We start from the raw sequence: 16,087 nt of genomic DNA, 5'->3' as shown, positions 1-16,087 counted from the left end.
TGGAGTCCAGCAGACACCCCGATGCACACGGGGGAACAACGAGGAGGAGCAAGAAATGGCGCCGGCAGCGCAAAACCCCCAGCAGATGCAGATTCCAGGCAGCCTCGGCGGCTGCCAACCCCCGCTCACTTTCCCGCGGACCCCTCCTTCGCCGGGAGTGACGCTGGTTCCGGCCTCCGCCCGCGACCAGTGGCTTCAGCCCGCAGGCTCACGCCTGCGGGCTGTTTTTTCAGAAACCATTTTTGGCTGAATGAGCGGCAACGACTGCGCCGCCCCGGTCAGGCAGGGGAGGGCAAGCCCTTACCAGCGGCCCCCGCCATGGCGGCCTTCATGGCGATAACGCCAGCCCGGCGCCACCCAGCCCACACGGTACACGGGCATGGGGCGCACATACACCGGGGCCGGCTGCACATAGACCGGCTGCGGCGCGTAGTAGACCGTGCGCGGCTGCACGTACACCGGGGCCGGTTGCACGTACACGGGCTGCGGCTGCACATAGACCGGCTGCGGCGCGTAATAGACCGGCGGCGCATTCGACACCCCCACCACCACGCCGGGCGACGACACGCCCACGGACCACGACACCCCTCCGGCCCGGGCGGCCCCGGCGGTGGCGAGGCCGGCCACGGCCAGCACCGCAGCGGCGGCAGAGATGTAGACGGAACGGTTGAATTTCATGGAATGCTCCTGTTGGGAAGGCGCCAGCAGCGCCCTTGTGTCCATTAAACGCGCCAGCCGCCGGTTCGAATACCGCATGCACAGTGAAAGCCGTTGCCAGACGTAACATCCCGGCCCCGCCCTCTAGAATCGGAGGATGAGCTCCCCTGCCGACAAAGACACGACCAAACCCAGTAACTTCCTGCGCCAGATCATCGAACACGACCTGGCCGCGGGCACCTATGCCAGCCGCCACTTCGCCGGCAGCCCCGGCGACGCCGCCCACCAGGCCGCGGGCCAGCCCGACCCGGCGAAGATCCGCACCCGCTTCCCGCCCGAGCCCAACGGCTACCTGCACATCGGCCATGCCAAGAGCATCTGCCTGAACTTCGGCCTGGCCCGCGACTACGGCGGCGTGTGCCACATGCGCTTCGACGACACCAACCCCGAGAAGGAAGACACCGAATACGTCAACGGCATCCTCGACGCCGTGCACTGGCTCGGCTTCGGCTGGGACGCCTTCGGCACCAGCCACCTCTTCCACGCGAGCGACTACTTCGACTTCATGTACCGCGCGGCCGAGTACCTGATCGACGCCGGCCACGCCTACGTGGACGAACAGAGCGCCGACGAGATGCGCCACAACCGCGGTGACTTCGGCCACCCCGGCACCAACAGCCCCTTCCGCAGCCGCACGCCCGCCGAGAACCTGGCGCGCTTTCGCGAGATGCGCGACGGCCTGCTGCCCGACGGCGCCGCCGTGCTGCGCGCCAAGATCGACATGGCCTCGCCCAACATCAACATGCGCGACCCGGCCATCTACCGCATCCGCCGCGCCACGCACCACAACACCGGCGACAAATGGTGCATCTACCCGATGTACACCTACGCGCACCCGATCGAGGATGCGCTGGAGCAGATCACCCACAGCCTGTGCACGCTGGAGTTCGAAGACCAGCGCCCGTTCTACGACTGGCTGCTCGACCGCCTGTGCGAAGGCGGCCTGCTGGCCCAGCCGCACCCGCACCAATACGAGTTCGCGCGGCTCAACCTCACCTACGTGGTCACCAGCAAGCGCAAGCTCAGGCAGCTGGTGGACCAGGGCCACGTGAGCGGCTGGGACGACCCGCGCATGCCCACCCTCGTGGGCCTGCGCCGGCGCGGCTACACGCCCGAATCCATCCAGCTCTTCTGCGAGCGCAGCGGCGTGAGCAAGGCCGGCGGCTGGATCGACTACAGCAGCCTGGACATCGCGCTGCGCGACGACCTCGACCCCAAGGCCGCGCGCGCCATGGCCGTGCTGGACCCGGTGAAGCTCGTCATCACCAACTGGGACGAACTGCACGGCGCCGGCACGCTGGACGACTGCAGCGCCCCCGTGAACCCGCACGACGCCGGACGCGGCCGCCGCAGCTTCAAGTTCGGGCGCGAACTCTGGATCGAGCGCACCGACTACGAAGACGTGCCGCCCAAGGGCTACAACCGCCTGTACCCCGGCAACAAGGTGCGCCTGAAGTACGGCCACGTGATCGAATGCACCGGCGCCACCCGGGACGCCGCCGGCCACCTCACCGAAGTGCAGGCCACCCTGGTGCCCGACACCAAGAGCGGCACCCCAGGTGCCGATGCCATCAAGGTCAAGGGCGTCATCACCTGGGTCGGCGCGGCCGACGCCGTGCCGGCCGAAGTGCGCCTGTACGACCGCCTGTTCGCCGTGCCGCATCCCGACACGGGCGACAAGGATTTCCTCGAAGAGCTGAACCCGGACAGCCTGAAGGTGGTGACCGGGTATGTGGAGCCCTCGCTGGCCAACGCCAAGGGCGATGACAAGTTCCAGTTCGAGCGGCACGGCTACTTCGTGGCGGACCGCCAGGACCATGCGGCCGGCCGGCCCGTGTTCAACCGGGTGGCAGGCATGAAGGACAGCTGGGCCCGGTAAGGCGCCCGTGCGGGGGGGCGCCCGACCCTGGCAAAACGGACCGCCTGCGCTATTCTTGGTGCTTCTCAACGATCAGGGGGTCCCATGAAACAGTCAACATGGACGTGGGCGCTGCCGCTGCTGGCCTTGCAGGGCCTGTCGGCCTGCAGCCCGATGCCGGCGGCCGCGCCGCAGGATGGCACGGCGGACACGGCCGCGCTCGGTGCCTACCACTGGCAGCTGCGCGAGGCGCTCGATGCGAAAGGCGCGGCGCAGCCTGGGTGGACAGACACCGGCGCCAAGCCGGTGCAACTACGCTTTGCCGAGGGGCGGCTGGCCGTGGCGCGGCTGTGCAACGGGCTGTCGGCCAGCTACCGGCTGCAGGGTGGGCAGATGGAGGTCGGCCCGGTGGTGGGCACGATGATGGCCTGCCCCGACCCGGCGCTGATGGCGCTCGAATCCCGCGTCGGCCAGCAGTTGCCCCAGGTGCAAGGCTGGGCCGTGCGGCCGGCCGCGGCTTCTGGCGCCGCGCCGCAGCTGACCCTGAGCTTCCGTGACGGCGTACGCTGGCGGCTGGAGGGCTCGCCCACCGACGAAACCCGCTATGGCAGCGCCGGCGAGCGCATCTTCCTCGAGGTGGCGCCCGAGCGCGTGGCCTGCCCGCACCCGCTGATGCGCGACTACCGCTGCCTGCAGGTGCGCTCCATCACCTACAGCGAGCAGGGCCTGAAGACGGCGGTCGGCCCCTGGGAGAACTTCTACGACGAGATCCAGGGCTACACGCACCAGCCGGGTGTGCGCAACGTGCTGCGCATCCAGCGCTACAAGCGCAGCCAGGTGCCGGCCGATGCGTCGGCCTACGCCTACGTGCTCGACATGGTGGTGGAGACCAGCCGCGCGCCGTCATGAGCGGCGGGGCGCAAAACAGGATGCCCGTTTGTCGATTTCCCGCCCTTTCGTTCGTCATATCCATGTGACAACCACCTCTCAGGAGAATCGATATGAAGATCTACTGGATCAAGGCGCAGGCGCCGCGGCGGGTGCTGGCACTGGTGAAGCATCTCGGCCTGCAGGCCGAGTTCGTGCAGCCCGACCTGATGGCCGGCGGGCTCAAGACGCCGGACTACGTGGCGCTCAACCCCAACATGAAGGCGCCCACGCTGGTGGATGGCGACCTGGTGCTGTGGGAGTCCTCGGCCATCATGGCCCATCTGTGCATCCAGGCAGGCTCGGACATGTGGCCGGCGCACCATCCGGCCGAGCAGGTCGAGGTGCTGCGCTGGCTGTCCTGGAACGACTGCCACTGGGGGCCCGCGGTCTCGCCCTTCTATTTCCAGCATGTCGTCAAGCCGACCTTCGGGCTGGGGCCGCCCGACAGCGCCTCGCTGCCGCCGAAGGTGGCGGATGTCGTGCGCTACGCCAAAGTGCTGGACGGCCATCTGGCGGGCCGCGAGCACGTGGCCTGCGGCAGGCTCACCATCGCCGACTTCCAGCTTGCCTCGATGGCCTGCTACTGGCGCGAATCGGAGATGCCGCTGAAGGAGTTCCCCCAGATCGTGCGCTGGCTCGACGGGCTGATGCAGATTCCGGCCTGGGCCGATCCCTGGCCCGGTGAGACGCCGGCGTCCCATCGGTAAAGCGTAAACCACTTTGGCCCAGCCCCGGGGCTTGAGGCGCGCCTGTGCGAAGCCGCTTCGCGACTCAGGGTCTGCGGCGAACCGGCGCACGCCCCGCGGGGAATTGGGAGACACTGTGCACGTTCGGCCTTCCCCAGTGCGCCATCGTGCAAGACCTCGACTTCAGCACCCTTTTGTACCGCTATTTCTTTTTCGGCTGGCTGTTCCGGGACGCCAGCCGGGGCAACATGTTCGAACGGTCGGCGGCCTGGCGCTTCAACCAGGGCCAGGCGCGCTGGCTGCTCACCTACATGCGGCGCTGGCTGGGTTGCGGCCTGCTGCTCTACGGCCTGGGCAGCTTTGTCGAGCTGATGCTGAACGCGCCCGGGCTTTCCGCGCTGTTCTACGTGCCCAGCGCGCTCAGCGTGCCGGTCAACGCGGTCATCGGCGCGGCCTGGCTGGGCTTGAAGGCGCTGCCCGGGCCGCTCTGAGCCTCGCCGCGCCGCCTCATGCATCGGCCTGATATTGGGCCGCTACCCTTCCTCCAGCCCCGCCTTCAGCCTGCCCAGCGCCTGCTCCCACTGCTGGCCGATGACTTCCAGCGAACGCCGGGCCTCGTCGAGCTGCGTGGGATCGAACTGCCACAGCCGCTCGCGCCCCAGCTTCAGGTCCTGCACCAGCCCGGCGCCGGCCAGCACCTGAAGGTGCTTGGTGACGGCCTGCCGCGTGATCTGCGTGGTGGCGGTGAGCTGCGCGATCGAGAATGCGCCGCCCGCGCACAGCAGGGCGATCAGGCGCAGCCGCGTCGGATCGCCCAGCGCGAAGAACACGTGGGCGATGCCGGGCGCCAGCGGCCCCGGCGGCGGCGCACTGGCCGCGCTAGGAGGCAGTGCTGACATGGCGGTCGATGTTGCGCAGTTGCCCCTCCCAGCCGCCGCTGTTCATGCGGAAGGCCTCCATGCGCCGGCCGGGCGGCACCTTGTCGAAGCCCGATTCGACGACCTTGAGCAAGGTGCCCTCGCCCACGTCCTGCAGGGTGAAGGTCACCAGGGTGCGCTCTTCCTTCGAGTAGTCGATGGCGGCGTCCACCGCGTAAGGGTGCCAGCGGAACGCCATGAGCTGCTCGGGCTCCACGCGCTCGATGATCACGTCGAACACCACATGCTCGTAGCCGGCGATGGTGATCGGCCCGCGCGCGCGCTGGCCGGGCGCGAACACCTGGCCCTGGAGATTGGCGCCGAACCAGCGGCCGTACTCCTCGGCATTGGAGATCGCGTGCCACACGCGCGAGCGCGGCGCCCGGATGTGCACCTGGCGCTCGATGCGGTCGGTCACGGCGGAGGCCGCCGCGGCGTTGCTGGCGCCGCAGGCGGTTTCGGCCGGCACGAAGGGCGTGCCCCGCCCCGTGTCCATCAGGGCTTGCAGGCTGGCCAGGAATTGCTGCCATCCCTCTTGGCACAGGCCGTAGCAGCCGAGTTCGGGCGTGAGGCCGATGTGCTCGAAGTCCAGCGCCGTGCCCGCCGCGCCGTGCGGCGACAGGCTGAACACGATGTGCGTGCCCACCCATTCATCGGGCCGCGCCAGCCCCGGCACCTCCAGGTGCGCTTCCACGCAATGCCAGCGCACCTCGCGCCCGGGCACCAGGCGCTCGATCTGCATCACCTTGCGGTGGCGGCCAAAGCGGAAGGTCGCGCGCTCGCCGACCTGGGTGCCCGCCTCGCAGTCTTCGGTCCACCAGCGGCGCAGGCCCTGCTGTGTGGCCAAGGCCTGGTAGACCGCTTCGGGGGAAGCCGATAGCAGCAGCCGTTGACGATAGTGTTCCATGGAGGCTCCTTGTCGCGTTGAAATGCAATTGATTGGTTGCTTATTGTGCGTCAATCCCTCAATAAATGCAACCAATGAGTTGCCCTATTTGAATCCAGATGTTGAAAAGAAGCCCCCCGGGGAGCGCCCGGCACAGCCGCCGCTGACCACGGCTCACTCTCATTTCAATAGCACGATAGAACCGCCCGACAAGGACCTGGAGCCCTTTTCATCCCAATTTTCCGCAGGCAGACGCTCGCGCACTTATGCCCAGCGGCTGTGGGGCACTCTGTGGATAAGTCCTCGGATAAGTCGGCCATCCCGCGCCGGTGCTGGGCTGGCGGGGCCTGCTGCTTTCCTGGGCAGAGGGAGCGGCGGCACGGTGATCGGCGCGGCGGCGCATGCCGCTCCTATTTCGATAGCATGAAATAACCAGGGGACAAGGACATCCACCCGATTTCATTCATTTTCCGGCGCCAGCGGCGCGCGGCGGGCGGCCGCTGTCAGCTCTTGAGCCGGTAGCCCGTCCTGAAGATCCACGCCACCACGCCCAGGCAGATCGCCATGAACAGCAGCGTCATGCCCAGGCTGACCTCGACGCCGACGTCGGAGTGGCCATAGAAGCTCCAGCGAAAGCCGCTCACCAGGTACACCACCGGGTTGAACAGCGTCACCTTCTGCCAGAACGCCGGCAGCATGTCGATGCTGTAGAAGCTGCCGCCCAGGAAGGTCAGCGGCGTGATGATCAGCGTGGGAATGAACTGCAGCTTCTCGAAGCCGTCGGCCCAGATGCCGATGATGAAGCCCAGCAGGCTGAACGTGACCGAGGTGAGCACCAGGAACAGCAGCATGAAGCCCGGATGCATGATCTGCAGCGGCACGAACAGCGCGGCCGTGGCCATGATGATGAGCCCCAGCGCGATCGACTTGGTGGCCGCCGCGCCCACATAGCTGATGACGATCTCCAGCGTGGACACCGGCGCCGACAGCAGCTCGTAGATGGTGCCGGTGAACCTGGGAAAGTAGATGCCGAACGAGGCGTTGGAGATGCTTTGCGTCAGCAGCGAGAGCATCACCAGCCCCGGCACGATGAAGGCGCCGTAGCTCACGCCGCCGACCTCGGGAATGCGCGAGCCGATGGCCGAGCCGAACACCACGAAGTACAGCGAGGTGGAGACCACGGGCGAGACGATGCTTTGCAGCAGCGTGCGGAAGGTGCGCGCCATCTCGAACAGGTAGATGGCGCGGATCGCGTGCAGGTTCATGATCGTTCTTCTTCCTTCTCGCGCACCAGGCTCACGAAGATGTCTTCCAGCGAGCTTTGCCGGGTCTGCAGGTCCTTGAACGCGACGCCGGCGCGCTCCAGCGCCTGCAGCAGCGCCGCGATGCCCGAATGCTCGTGCCGGGCGTCATAGGTGTAGGTGAGTTCGGCGCCGGCGCAGGCCAGCTCCAGCGGCAGCGCGGCCAGCGCGTCGGGAATGCGCTCCAGCGGCTGCGCGAGCTGCAGCGTCAGTTGCTTCTTGCCGAGCTTGCGCATCAGCTCCACCTTGTCTTCCACCAGGATGATCTCGCCCTTGCTGATCACGCCGATGCGGTCGGCCATCTCTTCGGCCTCGTCGATGTAGTGGGTGGTGAGGATGATGGTCACGCCGGTATCGCGCAGCGTGCGCACCAGCGCCCACATCTCCTGGCGCAGCGTCACGTCCACGCCGGCCGTGGGCTCGTCCAGGAACAGCAGCTGCGGCTCGTGCGACAGCGCCTTGGCGATCAGCAGGCGGCGCTTCATGCCGCCCGAGAGCGTGCGGATGGGGTTGTCCTTCTTGTCCCACAGCGACAGGTCGCGCAGCACCTTCTCGATGTGCGCCGGCTTGGCGGGCTTGCCGAACAGGCCGCGGCTGAACGACACCGTGTTCCACACCGTCTCGAAGGCTTCGGTGGTCAGCTCCTGCGGCACCAGGCCGATCAGCGCGCGCGCGGCGCGGTAGTCGGCAGCGATGTCGTGGCCGTCCACCGTCACACGGCCGGTACTGGCGTTGACGATGCCGCAGACAATGCTGATCAACGTGGTCTTGCCCGCACCGTTGGGGCCGAGCAGCGCGAAGATCTCGCCGCGGCGGATCTCCAGGTCGATGTTCTTGAGGGCCTTGAACCCGGTGGCGTAGCTCTTGGAAAGGCCGGCGATGGAAAGAATGGCGTCTGGCATGTGGGCGCACGATACCCGATTTCGCGCCGGCGCGTGGCCGCCCTAGCCACCTCTGCGGACAACTCCTGCCACCTGCGCCACGGCGGCGTTGCGCACGGACTCGGCGGCGGCGCTTTCGGTGAGGTAGACCGCCACCACGAGAGGCGCACGCCCGCCGGGCGGCCAGAACACGCCCACGTCGTTGGTGGTGCCGCGCGCGCCACTGCCGGTCTTGCTGCCCATGCGCCAGCCGGCGGGCAGATCGGCGCGCAGGCGCTGGCCGTTGGTGCTCGTGGCTTCGAGCCAGCGCACCAGCTGCGCGCGGCTGGCGGGCGACAGCGCCTCGCCCAGCACCGCCGCGCGCAGCGCGGTGGCCATGGCGCGCGGCGTGGTGGTGTCGCGCGGGTCGCCCGGCCGGGCTTCATTGAGTGCGGGCTCGCGGCGGTCGAGCCGCGTCATCGGGTCGCCCAGCGTGCGCGCATAGCGCGTCAGCGCCGCGGGGCCGCCGAAGCTCGCCAGCAGCAGATTGGCCGCCGCGTTGTCGCTCACCGTGACGGCGGCCTCGCACAGTTCGCCCAGCGTCATGCCCTGGCCCGTGTGCTGCGCGGTGACGGGCGAGTGCGACAGCAGCACTTCGCGCCCATAGCGGATGCGGCGGTCCAGCCGCTCCTGCCCGGCGTCCACGCGCTGCAGCACGCACGCCGCGGCCAGCCACTTGAAGGTGCTGCACATCGGAAAGCGCTCGTCGAGCCGATGGCCCTCCAGGCGGCCGCTGGCGGTGTCCAGCACCGCCACGCCCAGCCGGCCGGCCGCGCCGGCCTCGATGGCCTGCCAGCGGCTGTTGGTTGGCAGCTGGTTGGCCGGCATCTGATCCGTGTTTTTCTGTTGGGCCCGGGCCAGCAGCGGGCTGCTGGCGGCGACAGCCCAGGCCAGCTGGCGGTTGAAACGGCGTCTGTCCATCGTGATCGGTCTCCTTTGAAAGCCGGCCAACGATAGCGGCCGCCCTTGCACTGCGCAAACGGTGATTTCGATGGAGAAACCACAGAAAATCTGGGGCATGAACCTGCCACTCAATGCCCTGCGCGCCTTCGAGGTATCGGCCCGCCACCTCAGTTTCACACGCGCGGCCCTTGAGCTCGGCGTGACGCAGACGGCCGTCAGCGCCCAGGTCAGGAACCTGGAAGAGCGGCTGGGCGCGCCGCTGTTTCGCCGCCTGCCGCGCGGCCTGGCGCTCACCGACGAAGGCCAGGCGCTGCTGCCGGTGCTGTCCGACAGCTTCGGGCGCATGGGCGAGGTGCTGGGCCAGTTCCAGGGCGGCCGCCTGCGCGAGGTGCTGACGGTGGCCGCCGTGGGCACCTTCGCCGTCGGCTGGCTGATGCCGCGGCTCGCGGCCTTCCATCGCAGCCATCCGTTCGTCGACCTGCGGCTGATGACGAACAACAACCGCGTCGACCTGGCCGGCGAAGGCCTGGACTACGCCATCCGCTTCGGCGACGGCGCCTGGCATGGCACCGAGGCCGATGCGCTGCTCGACGCGCCGCTGTCGCCGGTGTGCGCCCCCGAGGTGGCGCGGCGCCTGGGCGCAGCGGCCGATCTGGCGCGCGAGACGCTGCTGCGCTCCTACCGTGCCGACGAGTGGGGTCGCTGGTTCGCCGCCGCCGGCGTCGAGACGCCGCTGCTGCGCGGGCCCGTGTTCGATTCGTCGCTGACCATGGCCGCCGCCGCGGTGCAGGGCATCGGCGTCGCGCTGCTGCCGCCGGCCATGATCGCCGGCGACCTGCGACACGAACGCCTGGTGCAGCCCTTCGCCATCGAGGTGGTCACCGGTCGCTACTGGCTCACGCGCCTGAAGTCGCGGCCGGTCTCGGCGGCGATGCGCGAGTTCAGGCGGTGGCTGCTGGATGCAGCGGCAGTCGACGGGTGAAGCCCACAAGGCACGCCCTCGCCCGTTCGATCGGAGGCCTCAGGCCGGCGCGGTGGCGGCGCCCAGCGCGCGATAGAAGTACGTGGTGTCGCACAACCCGCCCTGCGGCCACAGCGCAAAGCCGGGAATGACGCCGCAGCGCTGCCAGCCCAGGCGCTCGTAGAGCCGCTCGGCGTCGCCGCTGGCCGTGTCCAGCACCAGCAGCGACTTGCCGCATTCGCGCGCCAGCGGCTCCACGGCCTGCATCAGGGCCTCGCCCACGCCGTGGCGCCGCGCGCGGCGGTGCACCAGCAGCTTGGACACATCGGCGCGGTGCGGCTGGTTGTCGGGCTGCGCCAGCACCAGCTGCACGGTGCCCACGATGCCGGCGCCGTCCTCGGCCACCAGCAGCGCGCGCTCGCCGCGCGCCACGCCCTCGGCCACCCCGCGCCAGAAGGCCAGGGCCGTTGGCCCCGGCAGGGGCAGCATGAAGCTCACCGAGGCGCCGCCCTCCACGCAGTCGATCAACACCTCGGCCAGCGCCGACAGCTGCGCCTCGGACACGGCCTGGATGCGGCGTACCTGGACGGGGCGGAAGGAAGCGGTTTCTTCGTGCGGCATGTCAGTTCTCCATGGCGCTGCGCGCCATCCGCGGTACATGAAAACCGGCGCGCCCCAGGCCAAGGCCACCGCGGAACCGGCTCTGCCGGGCCGCTGGTGGCGCCCTCTTGAGGGGGCTGAGAGGCCGCGGCTCCAGACCTGCCTGCGCAGGTCTGGACGGCCTCGAAGAGCCATGGCCTCTGGCCATGGCACCACGCCGCAGACGCTTCGGGGGTGCTTCACTTCATTTCCACGGGACGGCGGCAATCACCACGGCGTAGCGGGCCGTCCTGCGCGTGGGGTTGTGGTAGGTCACGGGGCGGTCCAGCCGGTGCGCCAGGCAGTCGCCAGCCTCCAGGCGATGGCGGTCGTCGCCCAGCGTGACCTCGATGCGGCCGTCAAGCACCCAGATCTGCTGATGGACCAGGGGCTCGCGGGCGCCGGTCTCGTAGGCCACGCGCGCCTGCGGCGGGAACGACACCTCCACGATCTGCAGGGGCGAGCCCACCCCGCTGGGCGAGACGTTGCGCCGCACATAGCCGGAATGCGGGTCGCGCCAGGGCGGCTGGTCGGCCAGGCGGGCCACGGGGTTCGCGGCCGGCTCTGGCGCGTCGAACAGCGAGGCCAGCGGCACACCGAGGCCGGTGGCCAGCTTGTCGAGCATCACGGCGGTGGGGCTGCTTTCGCCGCGCTCGATCAGCGAGATCATGGAGCGGCTGACGCCGCACTGCGCCGCCAGCGCATCGAGCGAGAGGCCCCGCGCGGCGCGCAGCCCGCCCACGCGCTGCGCGATGCGCTGGTTCAGGTCGGTGCCGGTGGTGTCATTCATGATTGGATGAATTTTCCAATATATTGGAATCTCCGTCAAACCCGATCCAGGCGCGCCAAAGTTATGCCCGCAGACTGTGAACCGAGCTGTGGACAACCCATGGAACAAGTGCAAAAAACCGCGCCAGCATTGGGCTGGCAGACCGTGCCCACCATTTAAGCAACGCAGAGGCGGTGCCCGGCATGCCTACCCGATCGTCATCAGGCTGGCATTGCCGCCGGCCGCGGCGGTGTTGACGCTGAGCGAGCGTTCGGTCACCAGGCGTTCCAGCGCGATGCCGCGCTCGCCGGGGCGCAGCCCCTGCACGCCCACGAGGGGCCCGGGCCGCTGCGCGATGCGGGCGCACAGCGCCTGCAGCGCTTCGGCGCTGCCATGGTGCAGCACCGCCTCGAACGGCAGCGCGGCCGCGTCCCCGTCCTGCGCCGCCGTGATGGCGGCCAGCACCTCGCTGGGCAGGCCGGCCGGCACCGGGGCCGGCCACAGCGCGCGCGCGCCCACGGCCAGCACCGCCGCCAGTTGCACCAGGCGGTCTTCGTCGCGCTCGGCCACGCACAGCACGGCCGAGCGCGGCCGCAGGCCATAGGTGTTGCGCTCGCCCGTGGGGCCGGCCAGTACGCGAACGCCATGAACGCACGCTTCGGCGGCGAAGCCCGCGCAGACGCCGGCCAGCGCCGTCCGCCCGCTGGCCTGGGCCCACTGCTGCAGGGCCGCCAGCGCCTGGTGGGGCGGTGCCTCGGGCGCCGCCGCTGCGAGGGCACGCCGCATCGCACCGTGCGGGCCCGCCGACAGCAGGCGGACCAGGTAGAGCGGCCCGCCGGCCTTGGGGCCGGTGCCTGACAGGCCCTCGCCGCCGAACGGCTGCACACCGACCACGGCGCCCACCATGTTGCGGTTCACATAGACATTGCCCGCGTGCGCGCGGCCGACCACATGCGCAATGGTTTCGTCGATGCGCGTGTGCAGGCCCAGCGTGAGGCCGTAGCCGGTGGCCTCGATGTCGGCCAGCAGGGCCTCGAGCTGCTGCCGCGGGTAGCGCACCACATGGAGCACCGGCCCGAAGACCTCGCGCTGCAGCTCGCCCAGGTTCGGCAGCTCGATCAGCGTCGGCGGGATGAAGGTGCCCTGGGCCAGCGCTGGCGCATCGGCTGCGCTCGGGCATTGGTACACCTTGCGCCCCCGGGCGCGCAAGGTGTCGATGTGGCGCTGGATGCCGGCCTGGGCTTCGGCGTCGATCACCGGGCCCACGTCGGTGGCCAACACCTCGGGCCGGCCCACGCGCAACTCGTCCATCGCACCCCGGAGCATCTCCAGCAGGCGGTCGGCGCCGTCCTCCTGCACGCACAGCACCCGCAGCGCGGAGCAGCGCTGGCCGGCGCTGTCGAAGGCCGAGGCCAGCACGTCGGCCACCACCTGCTCGGCCAGCGCGGAGGAGTCCACGATCATCGCGTTCTGGCCCCCGGTTTCGGCGATCAGCGGCACCGGCCGGCCGCGCGCATCGAGCCGCCCCGCCAGGCTGTGCTGCAGCAGCCGCGCCACGTCGGTGGAGCCGGTGAACATCACGCCCTGCACCCGCGCATCGCCCACCAGTTGCGCGCCCACGGTCTCGCCGCGGCCCGGCAGCAGTTGCAGCGCGCCGCGCGGCACCCCGGCACACCACAGCACGCGCACGGCCTCGGCGGCGATCAGCGGCGTCTGCTCGGCCGGCTTGGCCAGCACGGCGTTGCCCGCGGCCAGCGCCGCCGCGATCTGGCCCGTGAAAATCGCGAGCGGGAAATTCCAGGGGCTGATGCACACCACCGGGCCCAGCGCCTGGTGCGTGGCATTGTCGAACTCGGCGCGCACCTGGGCCGCGTAGAAGCGCAGGAAATCCACCGCCTCGCGCACCTCGGACACGGCATTGGCCGCCGTCTTGCCGGCCTCGCGCATCAGCAGGCCCATCAGGCGCGGCATGTCGGCCTGCAGCGCCTCGGCAGCGCCTTCCAGCGCGGCAGCGCGGGCGGCGGGTGCGGTGGCGGCCCAGCCGGGCGCGGCCTGCACCGCATGGGCCAGCGCGGCGTCCACCTCGGCCGCCGTGGCGTCGCGCACTTGGCCAACCTGATCGCGATGGTCCGCCGGGTTGCGCACCGGCGCCATGCCGGCGCCGGCCGGCGCGCCGTCCACCGCCAGCATCGGCCGGGCCGTCCAGGATTCGGCGGCACCGGCCTGCAAGCCGGCAGCCAGCCGGCCCAGCACCTCGTCGCTGGCCAGGTCCAGCCCGCGCGAGTTGACGCGCGCCGCGCCGTAGAGCTCGCGCGGCAACGCGATGGCCGGATGCGGCGCGCCCAGCACGCCTTCGCGCGCGGCGATGTCCTCCACGGCTTGCACCGGGTCCTGCACCAGCAGATCGAGGCCGATGGACGGATCGGCGATGCGGTTGACGAAAGAGGTGTTGGCGCCGTTCTCCAGCAGGCGGCGCACCAGGTAGGCCAGCAGCGTTTCGTGCGTGCCCACGGGCGCGTAGATGCGGCAGGGCCGGCCCAGCCGGCCATCGGCCACCGGCCCCACCACCTGCTCGTACAGCGGCTCGCCCATGCCGTGCAGGCACTGGAATTCGTACTGGCCGGGTGTGTAGCGGTCAGGGCCGGCAAGTTCATACACGGCCGCCAGCGTCTGCGCGTTGTGGGTGGCGAACTGCGGGTAGACCGCTTCGGGCGCGGCCAGCAGCTGGCGCGCACAGGCCAGGTAGGACACATCGGTGTAGGGCTTGCGGGTGTAGACCGGGTAGCCGTCCAAGCCTTCGACCTGGGCGCGCTTGATCTCGCTGTCCCAGTAGGCGCCCTTGACGAGGCGGACCATCAGCCGGTGGCCGCTGCGCCGGGCCAGTGCGATCAGATGGTCGATCACGAACGGGCAGCGCTTCTGGTAAGCCTGGACCACGAAGCCGATGCCGTTCCAGCCCTGCAGCGCGGGCTCGAAGCACAGGCGCTCCAGCAGGTCGAGCGAGAGTTCGAGCCGGTCGGCCTCCTCGGCGTCGATGTTCAGGCCGATGTCGTACTGCCGGGCCAGCACGGCCAGGCCGCGCAGCACGGGATACAGCTCGGCCATCACGCGCGCCTGCTGGGCACGGCTGTAGCGCGGGTGCAGCGCCGAGAGCTTGACCGAGATGCCCGGCCCCTCGTAGACGCCGCGCCCGGCCGAGGCTTGGCCGATCGCGTGGATGGCCTGCTCGTAGTCACACAAGTAGCGCTGCGCGTCCTGCGCCGTGAGCGCGGCCTCGCCCAGCATGTCGTAGGAATAGCGAAAACCCTGCGCTTCGAGCGGCCTCGCGTGCGCCAGGGCCTGGGCGATGGTCTCGCCGGTAACGAACTGCTCGCCCATCATGCGCATGGCCATGTCCACGCCCTTGCGGATCAGCGGCTCCCCGCCCCGGCCCACCAGGCGGCCCAACGCCGACGACAGGCCGGCCTCGCTGTGGGTGGCGACCAGCCTGCCGGTCAGCAGCAGGCCCCAGGTGGCGGCGTTGACGAACAGCGACGGGCTTTTGCCAAGGTGCGCCTGCCACTGCCCGTGCGCGATCTTGTCGCGGATCAGCAGGTCGCGCGTGGCGCGGTCGGGAATGCGCAGCAGGGCCTCGGCCAGGCACATCAGCGCCACGCCCTCCTGCGAGGACAGCGAGAACTCCTGCAGCAGCCCCTGGACCAAACCGGCGCGGCCGCTGCCGGCCTTGCGCTGGCGCAGCGTGCGCGCAAGGCGCTGCGCCAGCGCCTGGCTGGCCTGCGCCTGCACGGCAGGCAGCCGCGCCCGGGCCAGCAGCGGCGGCAGCGCCACCGGCTCAGGCAGGCGCCAGGCTTCGGTGATGGCCCCGCGCGACGGCGCGCGCGGCGCCAGTTCGGGAGCGAACGCCTGGAAAGCCGAGGGGCCAGGAAGGGAGAAGGAATCAGTCATGCGGCGAGAATTTCAATGGAAAAGATGGCATCATTCCGCTTTTTTCACCGAATTTCTCGTTGAAAATATCTATCTTTACCTCATAAAACACCAAATATCATGCCTGATGCAAGCCCCCTCGACCGCATCGACCTGCGCATCCTGCAGGCGCTGCAGAACGACGGCCGCCTGGCCAACCTGAAACTGGCCGAAGCCGTGGGCCTGTCGCCCACCGCGGTGCTGGCGCGGGTGCAGCGGCTCACGCGCGAGGGCTTTATCCTGGGCTACGAGGCGCGGCTCAACCCGCTGAAGCTGGGGGCCGGGATGCTGGTGTTCGTCGAGGTGCTGCTCGACCGCACCACGCCCAATGTGTTCGACCAGTTCAAGGCGGCCGTGCAGGTGCGCCCCGAGATCATGGAGTGCCACATGGTGGCCGGCGGCTTCGACTATCTGCTCAAGACCCGCAGCGCCGACATGAACGCCTACCGCGAGTTCGCCGGCAATGTGCTGTGGCAGCTGCCGGGCGTGCGCGAAACGCGCACCTATGCGGTGATGGAAGAAGTCAAGAACTCGACGCACCTGCACCTGCCGCAAGGGCCTCTCTCCTCCTTCTGAGAAACCTTCCTGCGCCGGGCCGGGATCATGCGGCCGCGGCGAGTGGGCTCTCTTCTTGTTC

The 16,087-nt window shown here is 69.7% G+C and carries 15 protein-coding genes and 1 pseudogene; 6 read left to right on the top strand and 10 right to left on the bottom strand.

What is annotated here, in order from left to right:
* Positions 1-300 precede the first annotated feature (300 nt).
* Positions 301-678 (bottom strand): hypothetical protein, encoded by a 378-nt coding sequence (locus tag MMF98_RS04410; protein WP_243304709.1) that lies wholly within the window; start codon positions 676-678, stop codon positions 301-303.
* Between the two features lie 136 nt (positions 679-814).
* On the opposite strand from MMF98_RS04410, the gene MMF98_RS04405 reads away from it, so the two are divergent.
* The 4 genes from MMF98_RS04405 (at position 815) to MMF98_RS04390 (ending at position 4,682) form a co-directional block, all read left to right on the top strand.
* Entirely contained in the window at positions 815-2,596 is a 1,782-nt protein-coding gene (locus MMF98_RS04405; protein ID WP_243304707.1) for a glutamine--tRNA ligase/YqeY domain fusion protein, read from the top strand.
* An 84-nt stretch (positions 2,597-2,680) separates the two neighbouring features.
* Positions 2,681-3,484 (top strand): META and DUF4377 domain-containing protein, encoded by an 804-nt coding sequence (locus MMF98_RS04400; RefSeq protein WP_243304705.1) that lies wholly within the window; start codon positions 2,681-2,683, stop codon positions 3,482-3,484.
* Between the two features lie 92 nt (positions 3,485-3,576).
* On the top strand, positions 3,577-4,212 hold the full coding sequence (locus MMF98_RS04395) for a glutathione S-transferase family protein (RefSeq protein WP_243304703.1): 636 nt from the start codon (positions 3,577-3,579) through the stop codon (positions 4,210-4,212).
* Positions 4,213-4,358: 146 nt separating this feature from the next.
* Positions 4,359-4,682: a hypothetical protein gene (locus MMF98_RS04390; RefSeq protein WP_243304701.1), complete on the top strand. Its 324-nt coding sequence runs from the start codon at positions 4,359-4,361 to the stop codon at positions 4,680-4,682.
* 42 nt (positions 4,683-4,724) lie between these two features.
* Here the strand turns inward: MMF98_RS04390 and MMF98_RS04385 are convergent, their stop codons facing one another.
* The 6 genes and pseudogenes from MMF98_RS04385 to bla form a co-directional block, all read right to left on the bottom strand.
* Positions 4,725-5,090, bottom strand: a complete 366-nt coding sequence (locus MMF98_RS04385; protein WP_243304698.1) for an ArsR/SmtB family transcription factor — start codon at positions 5,088-5,090, stop codon at positions 4,725-4,727.
* Entirely contained in the window at positions 5,071-5,526 is a 456-nt protein-coding gene (locus MMF98_RS04380) for an SRPBCC family protein (RefSeq protein WP_243307295.1), read from the bottom strand. The genes MMF98_RS04385 and MMF98_RS04380 overlap by 20 nt, the downstream gene beginning before the upstream one ends.
* Positions 5,527-5,613: 87 nt before the next feature.
* A pseudogene (locus MMF98_RS04375) lies at positions 5,614-6,015 on the bottom strand (SRPBCC family protein); the annotation flags it as partial.
* A 482-nt stretch (positions 6,016-6,497) separates the two neighbouring features.
* On the bottom strand, positions 6,498-7,259 hold the full coding sequence (locus tag MMF98_RS04370) for an ABC transporter permease (RefSeq protein WP_243304696.1): 762 nt from the start codon (positions 7,257-7,259) through the stop codon (positions 6,498-6,500).
* Positions 7,256-8,197, bottom strand: a complete 942-nt coding sequence (locus tag MMF98_RS04365; RefSeq protein ID WP_243304695.1) for an ABC transporter ATP-binding protein — start codon at positions 8,195-8,197, stop codon at positions 7,256-7,258. The genes MMF98_RS04370 and MMF98_RS04365 overlap by 4 nt, the downstream gene beginning before the upstream one ends.
* Before the next feature lie 42 nt (positions 8,198-8,239).
* A complete protein-coding gene (gene bla / locus MMF98_RS04360) occupies positions 8,240-9,136 on the bottom strand; it encodes a class A beta-lactamase (RefSeq protein WP_243304692.1) in 897 nt (298 codons plus the stop codon).
* Positions 9,137-9,233: 97 nt separating this feature from the next.
* On the opposite strand from bla, the gene MMF98_RS04355 reads away from it, so the two are divergent.
* Positions 9,234-10,100, top strand: a complete 867-nt coding sequence (locus MMF98_RS04355) for a LysR family transcriptional regulator (protein WP_243304690.1) — start codon at positions 9,234-9,236, stop codon at positions 10,098-10,100.
* A 39-nt stretch (positions 10,101-10,139) separates the two neighbouring features.
* Here the strand turns inward: MMF98_RS04355 and MMF98_RS04350 are convergent, their stop codons facing one another.
* The 3 genes from MMF98_RS04350 to putA all read right to left on the bottom strand — a co-directional run bounded on the left by MMF98_RS04350 (position 10,140) and on the right by putA (position 15,432).
* On the bottom strand, positions 10,140-10,700 hold the full coding sequence (locus tag MMF98_RS04350) for a GNAT family N-acetyltransferase (RefSeq protein WP_243304687.1): 561 nt from the start codon (positions 10,698-10,700) through the stop codon (positions 10,140-10,142).
* A gap of 223 nt (positions 10,701-10,923) precedes the next feature.
* Positions 10,924-11,508 carry a helix-turn-helix domain-containing protein gene (locus MMF98_RS04345; protein ID WP_243304685.1) on the bottom strand — a complete coding sequence of 195 codons (585 nt, stop codon included), beginning with the start codon at positions 11,506-11,508 and terminating at the stop codon, positions 10,924-10,926.
* 186 nt (positions 11,509-11,694) lie between these two features.
* Positions 11,695-15,432, bottom strand: a complete 3,738-nt coding sequence (gene putA / locus MMF98_RS04340; protein ID WP_243304683.1) for a trifunctional transcriptional regulator/proline dehydrogenase/L-glutamate gamma-semialdehyde dehydrogenase — start codon at positions 15,430-15,432, stop codon at positions 11,695-11,697.
* A 99-nt stretch (positions 15,433-15,531) separates the two neighbouring features.
* Between putA and MMF98_RS04335 the strand changes: the two genes are divergently transcribed.
* A complete protein-coding gene (locus tag MMF98_RS04335) occupies positions 15,532-16,026 on the top strand; it encodes an Lrp/AsnC ligand binding domain-containing protein (protein ID WP_243304682.1) in 495 nt (164 codons plus the stop codon).
* Positions 16,027-16,087: the final 61 nt, after the last annotated feature.

This window comes from Variovorax terrae (assembly GCF_022809125.1).
Taxonomy (GTDB): Bacteria; Pseudomonadota; Gammaproteobacteria; order Burkholderiales; family Burkholderiaceae_C; genus Variovorax_A; species Variovorax_A terrae.
The sequence above is the reverse complement of the archived record's forward strand: the minus strand, read 5'-3'. Positions and strand labels throughout refer to the sequence as shown.